Origin of the sequence: Chromobacterium sphagni (assembly GCF_001855555.1) — a bacterium.
In the GTDB taxonomy this organism is placed as follows: domain Bacteria; phylum Pseudomonadota; class Gammaproteobacteria; order Burkholderiales; family Chromobacteriaceae; genus Chromobacterium; species Chromobacterium sphagni.
This window is the reverse complement of the sequence record NZ_MKCT01000049.1, coordinates 1-16404: the sequence shown is the minus strand read 5'-3', so window position 1 is coordinate 16404 and position 16404 is coordinate 1. Positions and strand designations below refer to the sequence as shown.

Annotated in this window: 16 protein-coding genes; 15 read left to right on the top strand and 1 reads right to left on the bottom strand. The window is 66.5% G+C overall.

Annotated features, from left to right (window positions below; all coding sequences use genetic code 11):
- Positions 1-12: 12 nt before the first annotated feature.
- The 5 genes from BI344_RS16415 (at position 13) to mpl (ending at position 4946) form a co-directional block, all read left to right on the top strand.
- Complete coding sequence (locus BI344_RS16415) at positions 13-789, top strand: lysophospholipid acyltransferase family protein (protein ID WP_071113949.1); 777 nt, start codon at positions 13-15, stop codon at positions 787-789.
- The gene (locus BI344_RS16410) at positions 749-1459 is read left to right on the top strand and encodes a M48 family metallopeptidase (protein ID WP_071113948.1); all 711 of its coding nucleotides are present in this window, start codon (positions 749-751) and stop codon (positions 1457-1459) included. The genes BI344_RS16415 and BI344_RS16410 overlap by 41 nt, the downstream gene beginning before the upstream one ends.
- 18 nt (positions 1460-1477) lie before the next feature.
- The gene (gloA, locus tag BI344_RS16405) at positions 1478-1867 is read left to right on the top strand and encodes a lactoylglutathione lyase (RefSeq protein WP_071113947.1); all 390 of its coding nucleotides are present in this window, start codon (positions 1478-1480) and stop codon (positions 1865-1867) included.
- A 139-nt stretch (positions 1868-2006) separates the two neighbouring features.
- Positions 2007-3416, top strand: coding sequence for a sodium:proton antiporter (locus BI344_RS16400; RefSeq protein WP_071113946.1), 1410 nt, complete (start codon positions 2007-2009; stop codon positions 3414-3416).
- 156 nt (positions 3417-3572) lie between these two features.
- The gene (gene mpl / locus BI344_RS16395; protein ID WP_206600417.1) at positions 3573-4946 is read left to right on the top strand and encodes a UDP-N-acetylmuramate:L-alanyl-gamma-D-glutamyl-meso-diaminopimelate ligase; all 1374 of its coding nucleotides are present in this window, start codon (positions 3573-3575) and stop codon (positions 4944-4946) included.
- Between the two features lie 66 nt (positions 4947-5012).
- Here mpl and BI344_RS16390 read toward each other — a convergent pair whose 3' ends face one another.
- Positions 5013-5948, bottom strand: a complete 936-nt coding sequence (locus BI344_RS16390; RefSeq protein WP_071113944.1) for a sensor domain-containing diguanylate cyclase — start codon at positions 5946-5948, stop codon at positions 5013-5015.
- A gap of 546 nt (positions 5949-6494) precedes the next feature.
- Here BI344_RS16390 and BI344_RS16385 point away from each other — a divergent pair.
- From BI344_RS16385 to BI344_RS24085, 10 genes are all read left to right on the top strand, one after another.
- Positions 6495-7814, top strand: a complete 1320-nt coding sequence (locus BI344_RS16385) for a sodium-dependent transporter (protein WP_071113943.1) — start codon at positions 6495-6497, stop codon at positions 7812-7814.
- Positions 7815-7893: 79 nt separating this feature from the next.
- Complete coding sequence (locus BI344_RS16380; RefSeq protein WP_158020792.1) at positions 7894-8601, top strand: substrate-binding periplasmic protein; 708 nt, start codon at positions 7894-7896, stop codon at positions 8599-8601.
- Between the two features lie 67 nt (positions 8602-8668).
- A complete protein-coding gene (locus BI344_RS16375; protein ID WP_239690888.1) occupies positions 8669-9898 on the top strand; it encodes a DUF1615 family protein in 1230 nt (409 codons plus the stop codon).
- A 150-nt stretch (positions 9899-10048) separates the two neighbouring features.
- A complete protein-coding gene (locus BI344_RS16370; RefSeq protein WP_071113940.1) occupies positions 10049-10501 on the top strand; it encodes a (2Fe-2S)-binding protein in 453 nt (150 codons plus the stop codon).
- A gap of 9 nt (positions 10502-10510) precedes the next feature.
- A complete protein-coding gene (locus BI344_RS16365; protein WP_071113939.1) occupies positions 10511-12679 on the top strand; it encodes a xanthine dehydrogenase family protein molybdopterin-binding subunit in 2169 nt (722 codons plus the stop codon).
- Positions 12680-12694: 15 nt separating this feature from the next.
- The gene (locus BI344_RS16360) at positions 12695-13237 is read left to right on the top strand and encodes a hypothetical protein (protein WP_071113938.1); all 543 of its coding nucleotides are present in this window, start codon (positions 12695-12697) and stop codon (positions 13235-13237) included.
- 7 nt (positions 13238-13244) lie between these two features.
- Complete coding sequence (locus BI344_RS16355) at positions 13245-14237, top strand: XdhC family protein (RefSeq protein WP_071113937.1); 993 nt, start codon at positions 13245-13247, stop codon at positions 14235-14237.
- Positions 14234-14803 (top strand): nucleotidyltransferase family protein, encoded by a 570-nt coding sequence (locus BI344_RS16350; RefSeq protein WP_071113936.1) that lies wholly within the window; start codon positions 14234-14236, stop codon positions 14801-14803. Before BI344_RS16355 ends, BI344_RS16350 begins: the two co-directional genes overlap by 4 nt.
- Before the next feature lie 111 nt (positions 14804-14914).
- Positions 14915-16000 carry a nitrate- and nitrite sensing domain-containing protein gene (locus BI344_RS16345; protein WP_206600415.1) on the top strand — a complete coding sequence of 362 codons (1086 nt, stop codon included), beginning with the start codon at positions 14915-14917 and terminating at the stop codon, positions 15998-16000.
- Between the two features lie 229 nt (positions 16001-16229).
- On the top strand, positions 16230-16404 hold a 175-nt coding region (locus BI344_RS24085), incomplete at its 3' end, for a methyl-accepting chemotaxis protein (RefSeq protein ID WP_420912615.1).

Genomic DNA, 16404 nt, shown 5'->3' with positions numbered 1-16404 from the left:
GAAACTGCAAGCATGATCAGTCTATGGATACGCAATCTGCTGTACTGGCTGGTGTTGTGCATCGTCACGCCGCTGTTCTTCCTGCTGCTGTTTCTGGCCGCGCCCTTGCCGCGCCGCAGCCGCCATGTGCTGGGGGTCACCTGGGCGAAGTCCTTGCTGTGGACGCTGGAGCATGTGGTCGGTCTGAAATACAAGGTCGTCGGCCGCGAAAATATCCCGTCGGAGCCGTCGGTGATCACATCGAAGCACCAGTCGGGCTGGGAGACGCTGGCATTGCAGAAGATCTTTCCCTGGCAGGTGTACGTGGCCAAGCGCGAGCTGACCTGGATTCCCGTCTTCGGCTGGGGCCTGGTGCTGATGAACCCCATCATCATCAACCGCTCCGATCGCTCCCGCTCCAACCAGCGCCTGCTGCAGCAGGGGCTGGAGCGCAAGCGCCACGGCTTCTGGATCACGGTGTTTCCGGAGGGCACCCGCACCAAGCCTGGCATGCCGGGCAAGTACAAGCTGGGCGCGGCGCGCATGGCCAAGCAGTTCGACATGCCGATGTCTCCGGTGGCGCACAATGCCGGCGAGTTCTGGCCGCGCAACGCTTTTCTCAAGTACCCGGGCGAAATCACCGTGGTGATCGGCCCACCTATCTATCCGAGCGAGGCGGTCGGCCCGGAAGCCATGATGGCGGAGGCCGAAGCCTGGATCGAGTCGCAGCAGCGCCTGATAGGCGGAGTCGGCCCCTTTGCCCACCCAGATGAAAAACGCCAGCGTTTGGCACCGCCTGCCTCTGCCTGACGGCGAGGCGCCGGTGCTGCTCACCCGCCGCGCGCGCAAGAGCATAGGCATCAAGGTGCATGGCGGCGTGGTGGAGCTGATCGCCGCGCCCGGGGTCAGCCAACAGCGCTTGCACCAGGTGCTGGAGCTGCGCCGCGACTGGATAATCGGCCATGTGCTGCGCCAGCGCAGCCAACTGGCGGCAGGGGTCGAGCTCACCCATCTGACCCTGTTGGGCGACGCGCTGCCGCTGCAACTGGCTGGCGGCCAGCGCAGGACGGTGCGCCGCGGTCCCGACGCGCTGGTGGTGGGCGGCGTGGCTGCGGACGACCGGGAGGGTTTGAAGACCGTTCTGGCCAAATTTCTGAAACGCGAGGCGGCTACGCTGTTTCCCAGCCGCCTGGCGCTGTTGGCGGCGCGCTGCCCGCGTCCGCCCGCCCAGCTGCAATTGTCGTCCGCCCGCACCCGCTGGGGCAGCTGCAGCGCCGATGGCCGGATACGGCTGAACTGGCGGCTGATGCAGGCGCCGCTGGCGGTGATCGACTACGTGATTGCCCATGAACTGGCCCATCTGCAACACATGAACCATTCCCCGGCGTTTTGGGCGGAGACCGAGCGTCTCTACCCCGCCTGGCGCGAAGCCCGCCGCTGGCTGCGCCAACATGGCGGCGCCTTGTTTGCTTTTGACTGATTTTCGAGGATATTGATTATGCGAATGCTCCATACCATGCTGCGCGTCGGGAACCTTGAGCGCTCCTTATCGTTCTATCAGGAAGTACTCGGCATGAAACTGCTGCGCCGTTCCGACTTTCCGGAAGGCCGCTTCACGCTGGCTTTCGTCGGCTACGGCGACGAGGCCGACCACACCGTGCTGGAGCTGACCCACAACTGGGACACCGAATCCTACGAGCTGGGCAATGGCTATGGCCATATCGCCATCGAAGTGGACGATGCCTACGCCGCTTGTGACATGGCGCGCGCCAAGGGCGGCAAGGTGACGCGCGAAGCCGGCCCGATGAAGCACGGCACCACGGTGATCGCCTTCATCGAGGATCCGGATGGCTACAAGATAGAGTTCATCCAGAGGGGCAACCGCTAAGCCCGCAGGCGCCGCCAGGCGGCGCCTATGCCACAGGCCGGCATCCGGAGCCCGGCCCGTGCCGACAATACAACCGGGAATGTTCTGGCAGCTTGACGCTGCGTTTTTGTTTATGGGCGCATGCCCGCGGGAAGGACTGATGAATAAGAAATTACTTGGCATGGCGGCCTTGTCCATGCTGCCGGCGCTCGCGCAGGCGGCGGATATGGATGGGGCCGCGATGGGACTGGTCTGGGGCGTGCCGTTTGCCGGCATCCTGTTGTCCATCGCGCTGTTTCCCATGCTGGCCCCCGGCGTCTGGCATCATCACTTCGGCAAGATCACCGCCGCCTGGACCGTATTGTTCCTGGCGCCGTTCGCCGTCTCCTTTGGCCTGGGCCACGCCGCCACGCTGGTGCTGCACGCGCTGCTGACCGAATACGTCCCCTTCATCATGCTGCTCTTCGCGCTGTACACCGTGTCCGGCGGCATCCTGGTGTGGGGCTCCTTGCACGGCTCCCCCCGGCTGAACACCGCCATGCTGGCCATCGGCACGCTGCTGGCATCCATCATGGGCACCACCGGAGCGGCGATGCTGCTGATCCGCCCGCTGCTCAAGGCCAACGAAGGCCGCCAGCGCAATGTGCACGTGGTGGTGTTCTTCATTTTCCTGGTGGCCAACGTCGGCGGCGGCCTGACGCCGCTGGGCGATCCACCGCTGTTCCTCGGCTTTCTTAAGGGCGTGACTTTCGGCTGGACCTTCCAGCACATGCTGTTGCCGGTGTCGACGCTGGCGGTGTTGTTATTGACGGTATTCTATTTCCTCGACCGCCACCTGTATGCGCAGGAAGCGAAGGAGGGCACGCTCAAGCCGGTGGACCGCAGCCACGACAAGCCGCTCAAGCTGTACGGCAAGCGCAACTTCTGGCTGCTGGCCGGGGTGGTGGCGGCGGTGCTGATGTCCGGCCTGTGGCAACCCGGCATCGTCTTGGAGCTGCCCGGAGCCCATCTGGAGCTGCAGAACCTGCTGCGCGACGTCATCCTGCTGCTGCTGGCCTTCGTCTCGCTGTGGATCACGCCCAAGCAGGTGCGCGCCGGCAACGAGTTCAACTGGCTGCCCATTCTGGAGGTAGGCAAGTTGTTCGCCGGCATCTTCATCACCATCGTGCCGGTGATCGCCATCCTGCGCGCCGGCGTCCACGGCGACCTGGCCGGCCTGGTGCAGACGGTGTCCGGCCCGGACGGCAAGCCGCTGGACGGCATGTACTTCTGGATGACCGGCATCCTGTCCAGCTTCCTGGACAACGCGCCGACCTACCTGGTGTTCTTCAACCTGGCTTCCGGCGATGCGGCCACGCTGATGGGCCCGCTGGCGAGCACGCTGCTGGCCATCTCGATGGGCGCGGTGTTCATGGGGGCGATGACCTATATCGGCAATGCGCCCAACTTTATGGTCAAAGCCATCGCCGAGCACCGCCATGTCAAGATGCCGGGCTTTTTCGGCTACATGCTGTGGTCGGTCTCCATCCTGATGCCGTGCTTCGTGCTGATGACGCTGTTGTTTTTCTGAGTCCTGGCGCGTGTCCGGACGAAAGCCCGCAGCGATGGCCGCGGGCTTTTTCGTCTGGCCATGCGGTTTGTCCGGAGGAAGACGGGGGCCGACATTTCCGGCGCCTGACGCTTCGGGTATCCTAGCAACCTTGTCCTGAACGCCTTACTGACCCACATCATGCACATCCACATCCTGGGTATCTGCGGTACCTTCATGGGCGGCATCGCCGCCATCGCCAAACAGGCCGGCCACAAGGTGACCGGCTGCGACGCCAACGTCTATCCGCCGATGAGCACCCAGCTGGAGGCGATGGGAATCGAGCTGACCCAGGGGTTCGGGGCGGAGCAGGTGGATCTGGACCCTGACGTCTACGTGATCGGCAATGTGGTGACGCGCGGCAAGCCGCTGATGGAGGAAATCCTCAACCGCGGCCTGCCTTACATTTCCGGTCCGCAATGGCTGGCGGAGAACGTGCTGCAGGACAAGTGGGTGTTGGCGGTGGCCGGCACCCACGGCAAGACCACCACCAGCTCGATGCTGGCCTGGATTCTGGAAGACGCCGGCTTGGCGCCGGGCTTCCTGATCGGCGGCATCCCGCAGAACTTCGGCGTCTCGGCGCGGCTGCCGGGCGCGCCGGCGCAGGACGCGGACAGCGTCAGCCCCTTCTTCGTGATCGAGGCCGACGAATACGACACCGCCTTCTTCGACAAGCGCTCCAAGTTTGTCCACTACCGCCCGCGCACCGCGGTGCTGAACAATCTGGAGTTCGACCACGCCGACATCTTCGCCGACCTGGCCGCCATCGAAACCCAGTTCCATCATCTGGTGCGCACCATTCCTGGCAATGGCCGCATCGTCAGCAATGGCCGCGAGGCCAGCCTCGACCGCGTGCTGGAGCGCGGCTGCTGGACGCCGGTGGAGCGCTTCGGCGCCGACCAGGGCTGGCAGCTCGGCGCGTTGGCCGAGGACGGCAGCTTTGAAGTGCTGCTGGATGGCAAGTCGCAGGGCGCGGTGGGCTGGGCGCTGATGGGCGAGCACAACCGCCTGAACGCGCTGGCGGCTATCGCCGCCGCCCGCCATGTCGGCGTGACGGTGAAGGACGCGATCGCGGCCTTGTCCCGCTTTGAAAACGTCAAGCGGCGGATGGAAGTGAAGGGCGTGGCCGGCGGCGTCACCGTCTACGACGATTTCGCCCACCATCCCACCGCCATCGCCACCACGCTGGAGGGCCTGCGCCGCAAGGTGGGCGCGGCGCGCATCCTGGCGGTGCTGGAGCCGCGCTCCAACACCATGAAGCTGGGCACGATGAAGGACGCGTTGCCGGTGTCCTTGCAGCTGGCCGACCGGGTGTTCTGCTCGGCAGTCGGCCTCAACTGGAACCCGGCCGAAGCGCTGACGCCGCTGGGCGGCAAGGCGCAGACCTTCAGCGACTTCGACGCGCTGGTCGACGCCATCGCGGCGGAGGCCCAGCCGGGCGACCATCTGCTGGTGATGAGCAACGGCGGTTTCGGCGGCATACATCAGAAGCTGCTGGGCAGGCTGGCCTGAGCCGCTTTGCCCTGATGAAAAACCGCCTGCGCGCAACGCCAGGCGGTTTTTTTCGCCTGTGGGGTGTCAGGGCAACTTGATGATGTAGTTGGCGCCGCCTTCGCGCGCCTTCAACTGTGCCTGCTCCAGCCGCTCCAGCATCGGGGCGGGGCTGGTTTCCATCGGGCGCAACGCGCTGACGCCAACGCAGGCGGCGGCCTGGTGCTCCACTCCCTGGTAGAGGAAGGTCAGTTGGCGCAACGACTTGATCAGCCGCCGGCCCATTTCATTGGCGCCGCTCATCGGCGTGCTGGGCAGCAGAATGATGAAGGCGTTGGCGCTGCGGCGCGCCACCAGGTCGCTGTCGCGGCTGCTTTGCAGGCACAGGCTGCTGGCCAGGCGGATCAGATGGCTATAGGCCGAGCCGTCGTCCTGCTCCGGCACCATTTCCGGCACGTTGACCAACTCCAGCACCAGCCCGGACAAGGGGCCGCCGTAGCGGCGGGCCCGGCTGGTTTCGGCATGGGCGATGGTCATCAGCCGGTGCATGCCCACCACTCCGGTCAGCTTGTCCTCGTCCTCGCTCTGGCCGCCTTCCTCTTTCAGCGTCTTGACGATGTTGAGCGAGCGCTCCACCAGCTGGCGCTCGAAGTCCAGCAACTGGCTCATCACCTTGGCCTCGGTGCGGTCGGAAAAGCTGAACACCAGCATCGGATGGTCGTTGAGGCTGACCTTGCGCACCGACAGCTGCGCCTCGAAGTGTCGGCCGGTGGCGGTCCTCAACTGCATGCTGCGGTTGTAGATCATGTTGTCGTCGGCCAGCTCGGCGGCGATGCCGGCGGCAATGGCGGGGTCCTGCAGGAAGTCGAAGATGGAGCGGTCCAGCAGCTCGTCGTGCGGGCAGGCAAGCAGAATGCAGGCCAGCTGGTTGGCGAAGGAGATGCGGCCATCGCCCGGGCGCGCCAGGACCAGGCAACCCTGGACGGTGTCGATCAACGGTTGGAGCGCCTGAAAAGTGACCATGAATTCAACTCCAGTGGCAAGCGAGAATGGCCCGCTTTGCCAGGCATCCGACCGGGCATTACGTGCTTTTACTTAATTTTATTCTAGTTGAGACAAATTTCACTGTGAAAGTGGCGCTGCAAGGGACGGGGTTTTGCATGCGCTCTGGGTAATCTGGCGCGGGGCGGGCTTTTTTGTTAGATACTGCCCGCAATCGTGTTACATTTTGAAACGTATCCGTGGGTACTTCATGAGGACTGGCCGGCTTCACCACCCCCGAGGCCCCAGTAGCCGCCGTTGAACAGACGGTTTCCTCTCCCGGTTCCGCGCTCCGCGCCGCCGCCCGCCTGGAAAGCCCGCGCTTTTCCGGCTGAGCCGGCGCGGCCGCGCGGACATCAGACATCCGTTGCAAGCCATAAGCCGGCTTGGGCGGATATCCGGCCGCCGCTGCAGGCGCGCGGCCACCATGCCACAGCCCCTTCTTTGCGATGGCGGAACGTGTTTCCGCGCGCGCCAAGGGGCGCGGCATGCGTTTTCAAAACCAATACGACAAAGAAGTGACAGGACATGGCTAGATCTCAATGGGGCTCGCGCCTCGGTTTCATTCTTGCGGCAGCCGGCTCGGCCATCGGGCTGGGTGCCATCTGGAAGTTTCCCTACGTGGCCGCCACCAATGGCGGCGGCGCTTTTTTGTTCATCTACCTGGGCATCTGCCTGACGCTGGGGCTGGTGCTGATGCTGTCGGAGATGGCCCTGGGACGGGCGTCGAACGCCGGGGCGGTCGGCGCCTTCCGCCGGCTGGCCGGCGGCTTCTGGCCGGTGATCGGCTATATGGGCGTGCTGGTGTGCTTTTTGATTCTGTCGTTCTACAGTGTGGTGGGCGGCTGGACCATCGCCTACATCGGCAAGGCGCTGGATGGCAGCATCATGACCGCCGACGCCAAGGCGCTGGGCGGCATTTTCGGCAGCTTCATCAGCCATCCGCTGCAGCCGCTGGCCTATCACGCCGGCTTCGCGCTGCTGACGCTGGCGGTGGTGGTGGGCGGCGTGCAGAAGGGCATCGAGGGGCTGTCCAAATTCCTGATGCCGGCCTTGTTCGTGCTGATGCTGCTGCTGATCGCGCGCGGGCTGACGTTGCCGGGCGCCTGGGACGGCGTGCTTTACTTCGTCACGCCAGACCTTTCCAAGGTCAGCGGCGCGATGCTGGTGGATGCGCTGGGACTGGCCTTCTTCTCGCTGTCGCTGGGTCTGGGCATCATGATCACTTACGGTTCCTACGTTGACCGTGAATCCAATCTGCTGGGTTCTGCGCTGTGGGTGATCGCGCTGACGGTGGCCACCTGCTTCCTGGCCGGGCTGATGGTGTTGCCGGCGGTGTTCGCTTTCGGCTTTGATCCATCCGCCGGGCCTGGCCTCACCTTCATCACCATGCCGGCGGTGTTCGCTCACCTGCCGTTTGGCCAGCTGTTTGCGGTGATGTTCTTCTGCCTGCTGTTGCTGGCGGCGTTGACGTCTTCCGTTTCGCTGCTGGAGGTGGTGACCAGCTTCGCCATCGACGAGCTGGGCTTGTCACGCCGCACCGCCGCTTGCGGCATGGCGGCCGGTATCTTCCTCTTGGGCATACCGGCGTCGTTGTCGCTGGGCGTCTGGGGGGATTTTCTGGTGATGGGAATGAATTTCTTCGACCTGCTGGATTTCCTCACCTCCAAGCTGCTGATGCCCTTGGGCGAGCTGCTGCTGGCGCTGTTTGTCGGCTGGAAGGCCTGGCCGGTGGTGAGGGGGGAGCTGTCGTCCGGCCGTTCCCCGCGGCTGATGCGGTGCATGCGCGGCTTCTGCATGGCGCTGGCGCCGGCGCTGATAGGCTGGATCATGGTGGTGAGCATCTAGCCGGGAGGCGGGTGACTAACGGGAGGCGCGGGCCTCCCGTTTTGCTATGGTTCTAACAGGGGTCCAGCAGGGAGCGTCTATGGGTTGGTGGCGATGGTGCGCCTTGTCGGGCTGGCTGCTGTGGATGCCGGCGCGGGCGGAGACCCTGCGCATCCTGTTGGGGCCCGTTCCGGAAGTGATAGAACTGGAGGCCGACGGCAAGACCTTTCATGGCGGCGGGATAGACCTGATGCGGGCGATCGCGCGCCGCGCCGGCATGGAGTTCGAGTTCATCGCCTATCCGCAGGCGCGCGCCATGTTGCTGGCGCAACAGCAGGCCGATGCCTGCCTGCCGATCAGTCCGCTGCCGGAACGGCGGGAGATGTTCAAGTGGACGGTTCCCATCGTGCCGATGCGGCTGGTGTTGCTGGCCCGCAGCGACGACCCGCGTCAACTGCATAGCCTGGAGCAGGCCAGGAAGCTGAGGGTGGGAGCGATGCGCGGCACCGCGGTGGCGGCGCGGCTGAAACAGCAAGGCCTGGTGATGGATGAAAGCGTGGACTATCTCTCCGGCCTGGAGAAGCTGCAGTTGGGACGGCTGGACCTGTGGGCGATGCTGGATGTCGGCCTGACCTCGATGTCGCGCCGGCTGGGCATTCCCCAGCCCCGGGTGGCGCTGGTGGTGGACCGGGTGGATGTCGCGTTCGCCTGCAACCGCCAGGTCAGCGACGAGGCGATGGCCCGCCTCAACCAGGCGATCAACGCCATGCATGCCGACGGTAGCTTCAAACAGTTTGATCTGAATTGAGCGCGGCATGCCAGCGGATGGCCAGACTGGGCTAAACTCCCGTTTTGCCCGTTTTGCGAGACACGCCTTGAAAGTTCGTCTGACCCTGCTCTCAGGCAGCCTGCTGCTGGCCGCCTGCGCCACGCCGCCCAACCCGGCTTCCGCTCCCGCTCCCATCGTCGCCCCCGCGATGGAGACGCCGGCCTCCGCGCCCGCGGTGGAGGCCTTGCCGCAAACGCCGCCAGCCCCGGCGCCGGTTCCGTCGCTGCCCATCTCCAGGCCGGCGCAGCCGCCGGCCGCGATCGCCGACAGCCAGGGCCGGGACTTGCTGGAGCGGCTGCTGCCGCAGGGCATACCCGACCGCAAGGGCTGGAGCCGCGACATCATGGGCGCGTTCAGCCACTTGAAGATCCCGTACACGCCGCAGTTCTTCTGCGCGGTGCTGGCGGTGGCGGAGCAGGAGTCCGGCTTCAGCCCGGACCCGGTGGTGCCCAATCTGTCCAAGATAGTCTGGGGCGAGATCGAAGAGCGCCGGCAGAAATACCTGATTCCGTCCTTCGTGGTGGACGCGGCGATGAGCAAGACCTCGCCCGACGGCCGCACCTTCAAGCAGAGGGTGAACGCGTTGCGCACCAAGCGCGAGATGAACGCGCTGTACGAGGACATGGTGCGCGAGCTGCCGTTCGGCCAGACCATCTTCGAACACAAGAACCCGATCCGCGACGGCGGGCCAATGCAGGTCAGCGTGGCCTTCGCCGAAACCCACATCCGCGCCTGGCCGTATCCGTACAACTATTCCAGCCTGCGCGACGAGGTGTTCACCCGCCGCGGCAGCGTCTATTTCGGCACCGCCATCCTGCTGCAGTATCCGGCGCCTTACCACGACATGGTGTACCGCTTCGCCGACTACAACGCCGGCCGCTACGCCAGCCGCAACGCCGCCTTCCAGCAGGCGGTGGCGCGGCTGTCCGGCCGCAAGCTGGCGCTGGACGGCGACATCATGTTGTATAGCGACAAGATGAACCGGGTGCTGTCCGGTGCCGTCAGCGACACCCAGCGCGCGCTGCAGTCGATCTCCGGCCGGCTGGGCATAGGCGACGCCGAGATGCAGCGCGACCTGCAGCAGGAAAAGCTGTCGGGCTTCGCCCAGACGCCGCTGTACCAGCGGGTGTTCGCGCTGGCAGGCCCCAGGGCGCCGCGCGAAATCATTCCGCAGATCATCCTGGTCAGCCCCAAGTTCACCCACCAGCTCACCACCGAATGGTTCGCCCGCCGCGTCGACGGCCGCTACCAGCGCTGCTTGCAGCGCGGCAATTGAGCCAGGTCTCCCCGGCTTGAGTCTCTCCCGGCAGCGCCTATAGTGATTGCAGCGGCGCCGCGGCGAAATTCCGCGCGGCGCCGGTCTGCATCCGGACGGCGGCCATAGGCATGGCCGTCGTTTGCTGTTTCTCGAAACGGGAGGCAAGGCATGAAGGTTTCCATCAACGGCAAGGAGGTGGAGCTGAACTCCTCTCCTGACACGCCGCTCCTGTGGGCGTTGCGCGACGAACTGGGGCTGACGGGCACCAAGTTCGGCTGCGGCGCCGCCCTGTGCGGCGCCTGTACGGTGCTCAAGAACGGGCTGGCGATACGCTCCTGCGTGACGCCGATTTCCACGCTGGCGGCCGACGACAGCATCACCACCATAGAAGGCAACGCCGACAAGGTGGCGCAGGCGGTGAAGCAGGCCTGGCAGCGGCTGGACGTGGTGCAGTGCGGCTTCTGCCAGAGCGGGCAGGTGCTGGCCGCCACTGCCTTGCTCAGCGCCAACCCGCATCCCAGCGACAAGGACATAGACCTGGCGCTCAGCGGCAACATCTGCCGCTGCGGCACCTATCCGCGCATCCGCGCCGCCATTCATGCGGCCGCCAAGCTGCTGTAGGAGATCGCGATGAATACAGCCATTTCCCGCCGCAGCTTCCTGAAAATGGGCGGCACCGTGGGCGGCGCCCTGTGCCTGGGCTTCATCCTGCAGGACAGCGGCCGCATGGCGATGGCCGCCGACGCGAAGCCGACCATTCCCGCCCCCAACGCCTTCATCCGCATCGAAACCGACGGCACGGTCACCATCGTCAGCAACAAGTCGGAGATGGGGCAGGGCATCTACACCTCGCTGGCGATGCTGATCGCCGAGGAACTGGAGTGCGACTGGAGCCGGGTGAAGGTAGTGTCGGCGCCGGTGGGCGCCGTCTATGCCCACACCGCGTTTCACATCCAGATCACCGGCGGCAGCACCAGCACGCTGTCCAGCTACGACCAGTACCGCAAGATAGGCGCGGCGGCGCGCGACATGCTGATATCCGCCGCCGCGCGGCGCTGGGGTGTGCCGGCCTCGCAGTGCCGCGCCGAAAACAGCCGGGTGTTCAACCAGGCCAATGGCGCCAGCCTGGGCTATGGCGAGCTGACCGAGGCCGCCGCCAAGCTGCCGGTGCCGGACTCGGTGGAATTGAAGCCGCGCCACCGCTGGAAGCTGCTGGGCACCCGCGTGCATCGGCTGGACGGGCCGGCCAAGCTGGACGGCAGCGCGCAGTTCGCCATGGATGTGCGCCTGCCCGGCATGCTGACCGCGCTGATCCGGCATTGCCCAAGCTACGGCGGCAAGCCCAGGAGCTTCAACGCCGACGCGGCGCGGGCGGTGCCGGGCGTGAAGGCGGTGTTCGCCATCGACAACGGCGTGGCAGTGCTGGCAGACGGTTTCTGGCCAGCGAAGAAGGCGCGCGATCTGTTGCAGGTGGAGTGGGACCGCGGCGCCAACGCCGCGCTGGATTCGGCCAGGCTGCGCGCCGACTACCGCGCGCGCGCCGCCAAGCCCGGCCAGGCCTACCGCAGCGAGGGCGACGCCGCGGCTGCGCTCGCCGGGGCGGCCAGGAAGCTGGAGGCCTGGTACGAGCAGCCTTACCTGTCGCACTCGCCGATGGAGCCGCTCAACTGCGTGGTTTGGCTGAAACCGGGAAGTTGCGAGATTTGGAGCGGCACCCAGTCGCAGACCATAGACGCCGGCATGGCCGCCGGCATGGCCGGGCTGAAGCCGGAGCAGGTTTCGCTGCACACCACCTTTTTGGGCGGCGGCTTCGGCCGGCGCGCGGTGCCGGTGGGGTCGGACTGGTTACGCGAGGCGATGCAGGTGGCCAAGCTGCACGGCCAGGGCGTGCCGATCAAGCTGATGTGGACGCGCGACGACGACCTGGCCGGAGCATATTACCGGCCGATGTGGCTGGACCGGGTGCGTGGCGGCCTGGACGCCCATGGCAAACCGGTGGCCTGGCTGCAGACCGGCGTCGGCCAGTCCATTATTTCAGGCACCCCGTTTGCGGCGATGATGGTCAAGAACGGCATCGACGCGGTTTCGGTCGAGGGCAGCGACGACATGCCGTATGCGCTGCCGGCGGTGCAGCTGGACCTGCACACGCCGCAAATTCCGCTGCCGGTGCTGTGGTGGCGCTCGGTGGGCCATTCGCACAGCGCCTTCAGCAAGGAAAGCTTCATCGACGAGCTGGCACGGCTGGCTGGCCAGGACCCGGTCGCCTACCGGCTGGCCCTGATGGACAAGGCGCCGCGCGAGCAGGCCGTGCTGCGCGAGGCGGCCAGGATCGCTGGCTGGGGCCGCAAGCTGCCCAAGGGGCACGGGCTGGGCGCGGCGGTGCACAGCTCCTTCGGCTCCCACGTCGCCCAGGTGGTGCAGGTGTCGATCAAGGGCAAGGAATTGAAGGTCGAGCATGTCTGGTGCGCGGTGGACTGCGGCGTGGTGGTCAATCCGGACCAGGTGGCCGCCCAGATGGAGGGCGCCATCATGTTCGGCCTGACGGCGGCGCTGTTCGGCGCGATCAGCTTCAAGGACGGCGAGATCGAACAGAAGAATTTCGACGGTTACCAGATCGTCAGGATGTTCCAGGCGCCCAGGGTGGATGTGTCCATCGTCGCCAGCGAAGAGGCCCCAGGCGGCACCGGCGAGCCGGCGGTGCCGCTGGTGGCGCCGGCGCTGGCCAACGCCATCCACGCCGCCGGTGGCGGCCGGCAACGCGCGCTGCCGCTGATCCAGCATGGCTACCAGATCGTCTAGCCCGGGAGAGTCCAGATGAAACTGCAGACTGTAGGGATGCTGCTCGCGGCTTGTATGTCCAGCGCGATGGCGGCGGGCGATCCGTCGGTGTCGCGCCAGGCTTTTGGCGAAGTGGCCAAGGTGCTGCAATCGCCGCGCTGCATGAATTGCCACACCATCACCGACTTTCCGCGCCAGGGCGACGACCGCCATCCGCACGCGCAGCTGATCAAGCGCGGGCCGGACAATATGGGCACGCCGTCCTTGATGTGCATGGCCTGTCACCAGGCGGCCAATTCGGCCGACGGCCTGGTGCCGGGGGCGCCCAATTGGCATCTGGCGCCGCTGAGCATGGGCTGGGAGGGTTTGAGCGCGGGGCAGATGTGCCGGCGGCTGGTGGACAAGACGCGCAACGGCAACCGCGACACTCCGGCGCTGGTCGCGCATATGACCGCCGATCCGCTGGTGCAGTGGGCCTGGCATCCGGGCGCCGGCCGCACGCTGCCGCCCTTGTCGCAGCAGGATTTCCACGAGGTGGTGCGGCGCTGGGCCGACAACGGCGCCTACTGCCCGCGCTGAGGCCGCCATGCATGGCAATGACGAGGAAGTGTTGAGCCAGGCGCTGGCCTGGGTCGGATCGGGCCGGCGGGCCGCCCTGCTGACGGTGCTGTCCACTTTCGGCGGCAGCCCCAGGCCGCCGGGGGCGATGGCGCTGATCCGCGACGACGGCGCGGTTTTCGGCTCGGTGTCCGGCGGCTGCGTCGAGGACGATCTGCGCCGAGAGATCGCCGCTGGCGGTTTCTTCGAGCAGGGGCCGGCGGTGCGTCTGCGCAGCTTCGGCGTCAGCGTCGAGGAGCGCCAGCGCTACCGGCTGCCCTGCGGCAACAGCTTGCGGGTGGCGGTGGAGGCGGCGCCGGACGCGCGTCAGTTGCGGCTGCTGCTGGAGGCGGTGCGCTCGCAGCACTGCCTGTGGCGCCATGTCCGCTACCGCGACGGCGTTGGCATCCTGGCGGAGGATGGTCCGCCCGGCGCGTTTGCCGAGGATGAAGAGGGCTTCAGCGTATTGCATGGACCGCGCTACCGGCTGCTGATCATCGGCGCGTCCGAGCTGGGCCGCTATCTGGCGCAGATCGCGGTGACGCTGGATTACGCGGTGACGGTGTGCGAGCCGCGCCGCGAGTACGGCCAGGGCTGGGACATCCCCGGCGTGTCCTTGTCCGCCGAGATGCCGGACGACCTGGTGCTGGCTTTCGGCTGCGACGGCCGCACCGCGGTGGTTGCCGTCACCCATGATCCCAAGCTGGACGATCTGGCGCTGATGGAGGCCTTGCGCCTGCCTTGCCATTACGTGGGCGCGCTGGGCTCCGCTACCACCACCCTCAAGCGCAAGGCGCGGCTGGCTGAACATTTCGGGCTGGGTGAGGCGGAGCTGGCCAGGCTGCACGGGCCGGTGGGCTTGGCGATAGGCTCGCGCACGCCGGCGGAGATCGCCGTCTCCATCGCCGCCGATCTGGTCGCTTGCCGCAGCGAGCAAATCCGAGGGGCCGCTGCCGACGCGCAGCGTGTCTGCCGCGCATGATAGCCGGCGTGGTGCTGGCTGCCGGGGAGGGACGCCGTTTCTGCGGCGACAAGCGGCAAGCTTTGCTGCCGGATGGCCGTACCCTGCTCGAAGCCGGCCTGGACGCGTTCATCGGCCAGCTGGGCGAGCTGGCGCTAGTGCTGCCGGACGACGACGTTTTCGGCATGGAGCTGTGCCGCCGGCTGGGCGCGAGGCCGCTTGCCTGCCGGCTCAACCGCGCCGGCATCGGCCATTCGCTGGCCTGCGCCGCCGCTTGGGCGATGTCGCTGCCGCAGTGTCGCGGCATGGTGCTGGGCTTGGCGGACATGCCGCGGGTGCAACCGCATACCGTCAGCCAGGTGGCCGCGGCCTTGTGGCACGGCCGGCCGGTGCTGGCTTGCCATCAGGGGCGGGCCGGGCATCCGCGCGGTCTGCCGGCCGCATGCTTTCCCGCTTTGCTCGACCTGACCGGAGATGTCGGCGCCCGCGACGCGCTGGACTGGAGCCAGGCCTTGCGGCTGGAGCTGGACGACCCCGGCGTGCTGCTGGACATCGACACCGTCGCGGACCTGCAGCGGCTGGACTGATGCGCGCCGGCGCATTGCTTAGGGTTGTCGCGCCGCCTTTCCTATAGTGAAGTGTCCTTGCGCATCGGGGGGAAAAGCATGCGAGTGCGCTTTACAGTTGCCCATAAGCTGGTGTTGCTTATCGCTCCGCTGGTGCTGGCCCTGTTTTTCGTGGCGATAGGCTACGCCTGGAGCCAGCGGCAGCTGCTGCAGGCGCTGAATCGCGATCAGGTACTGACCGAGAACATCGGGATGGTAGGGGAGTTGATCCAGTCGCTGCAGAGCGAGCGCGGCCTCAGCTACGGCTATCTGAACCGGCATCAGCCGCCGCCGCCGCAACTGGAGCAGGCGCGCGCCGGCGCCAGCGAAGTGCTGCAAAGGCTGCGAAAGCAGCCGCAGACAGAGATGTCGGACGGCCTGCGCCATTATCTGGAAACCAGCCTGCCGCGGCCAGACCAGCTGGAACGGCTGCGGCGCGATATCGATAGCCGCCATATCTCCCCCGACCCCGCCTTCGCCCGTTATTCCGACATGATAGAGCAGCTGTCGGGCATCATTACCCTGTTCAACGCCCAGTCGCAGGATGTGCAGGCGCTTATCCTGCAATGGTCGGCGGTCAATTGCCAGAAGGAATACACCGGCCGCACCCGCGGCCTGATCACCGGCGTGCTGACGGTGGGCAGCTTCAGCATCACCAACTTCCGCCAGGTGAGCGGCGTGGTGTCGCAGGAGGAGTTGTGTCGCACGCAATACCGGCAATATGGCGGTGACGATTCCCTGCTGCGCAACGCGATGGAGCGCACCCGCCGGTTCGAGTCGGCGCGCGACGCGGTGCTGGCCCGCGGGGCGGGGGCGATGCAGAGCGAGACGCCGGACGAGTGGTTTGGCGCGGCCAGCCAGCGGGTGACCGCCCTGTACCAGGTGCAGCAGGTCTTGCTGCAGCAGGTACGGCAACGGGTGGAGGGGCAGGCGCATAGCGCGCGCCTGCATGGCTACCTGGTGTTGCTGGGCCTGCTGCTGTTGTTGCTTCCCATTGCGCTGGCGGTGCTGATCGGGCGCAATATCATCCACACCCTGGGCGCGGAGCCTGACGAAGTGGCACAAGGCATGCGCGAGTTGTCGGCCGGGCGGCTGGACTTCTTCCTGCCGCTGGCGGCCGGCGACCGCGACAGCCTGGCGTCGCATATCCGCCAGATGGGGACCGGCTGTCGGGGGTGATCATGCAGGTGAAGCAGGACGCCCGACGCGGTGGCCAACGCCTCGATCGAGCTCAACTCGGCATCGCAGGGCTTGTCGCAGGGGGCGGCGCGCGCCTCGGCGGACGTGGAGGGCACCAGCTGCGCGGTGGACGACATCTCCCGCTGCATGGTCGACATGGCTGGCGACGCCAACCACGCCGGCAGCATGGCCGACAACCGCCACCGGCCAGGCGTCGGAAGGCAATCAGGTGGTGCAGCAGACCATTGCGGCGATGCACGAGATCGCCCGCCGCACCGACATTATCGACGACATTGCCTACCAGACCAATCTGCTGGCCTTGAACGCGGCGATAGAGGCGGCGCGCGCCGGCGAGCACGGCAAGGGCTTCGCGGTGGTGGCGGACGAGGTGCGCAAGCTGGCGA

Excerpts from the sequence above, each read along its gene's own strand:
- BI344_RS16415 (WP_071113949.1), top strand. The coding sequence starts at position 13 with ATGATCAGTCTATGGATACGCAATCTGCTGTACTGGCTGGTGTTGTGC.
- BI344_RS16410 (WP_071113948.1), top strand. The coding sequence starts at position 749 with ATGAAAAACGCCAGCGTTTGGCACCGCCTGCCTCTGCCTGACGGCGAG.
- gloA (WP_071113947.1), top strand. The coding sequence starts at position 1,478 with ATGCGAATGCTCCATACCATGCTGCGCGTCGGGAACCTTGAGCGCTCC.
- BI344_RS16400 (WP_071113946.1), top strand. The coding sequence starts at position 2,007 with ATGAATAAGAAATTACTTGGCATGGCGGCCTTGTCCATGCTGCCGGCG.
- BI344_RS16390 (WP_071113944.1), bottom strand. The coding sequence starts at position 5,948 with ATGGTCACTTTTCAGGCGCTCCAACCGTTGATCGACACCGTCCAGGGT.
- BI344_RS16385 (WP_071113943.1), top strand. The coding sequence starts at position 6,495 with ATGGCTAGATCTCAATGGGGCTCGCGCCTCGGTTTCATTCTTGCGGCA.
- BI344_RS16380 (WP_158020792.1), top strand. The coding sequence starts at position 7,894 with ATGGGTTGGTGGCGATGGTGCGCCTTGTCGGGCTGGCTGCTGTGGATG.
- BI344_RS16370 (WP_071113940.1), top strand. The coding sequence starts at position 10,049 with ATGAAGGTTTCCATCAACGGCAAGGAGGTGGAGCTGAACTCCTCTCCT.
- BI344_RS16365 (WP_071113939.1), top strand. The coding sequence starts at position 10,511 with ATGAATACAGCCATTTCCCGCCGCAGCTTCCTGAAAATGGGCGGCACC.
- BI344_RS16360 (WP_071113938.1), top strand. The coding sequence starts at position 12,695 with ATGAAACTGCAGACTGTAGGGATGCTGCTCGCGGCTTGTATGTCCAGC.
- BI344_RS16355 (WP_071113937.1), top strand. The coding sequence starts at position 13,245 with ATGCATGGCAATGACGAGGAAGTGTTGAGCCAGGCGCTGGCCTGGGTC.
- BI344_RS16350 (WP_071113936.1), top strand. The coding sequence starts at position 14,234 with ATGATAGCCGGCGTGGTGCTGGCTGCCGGGGAGGGACGCCGTTTCTGC.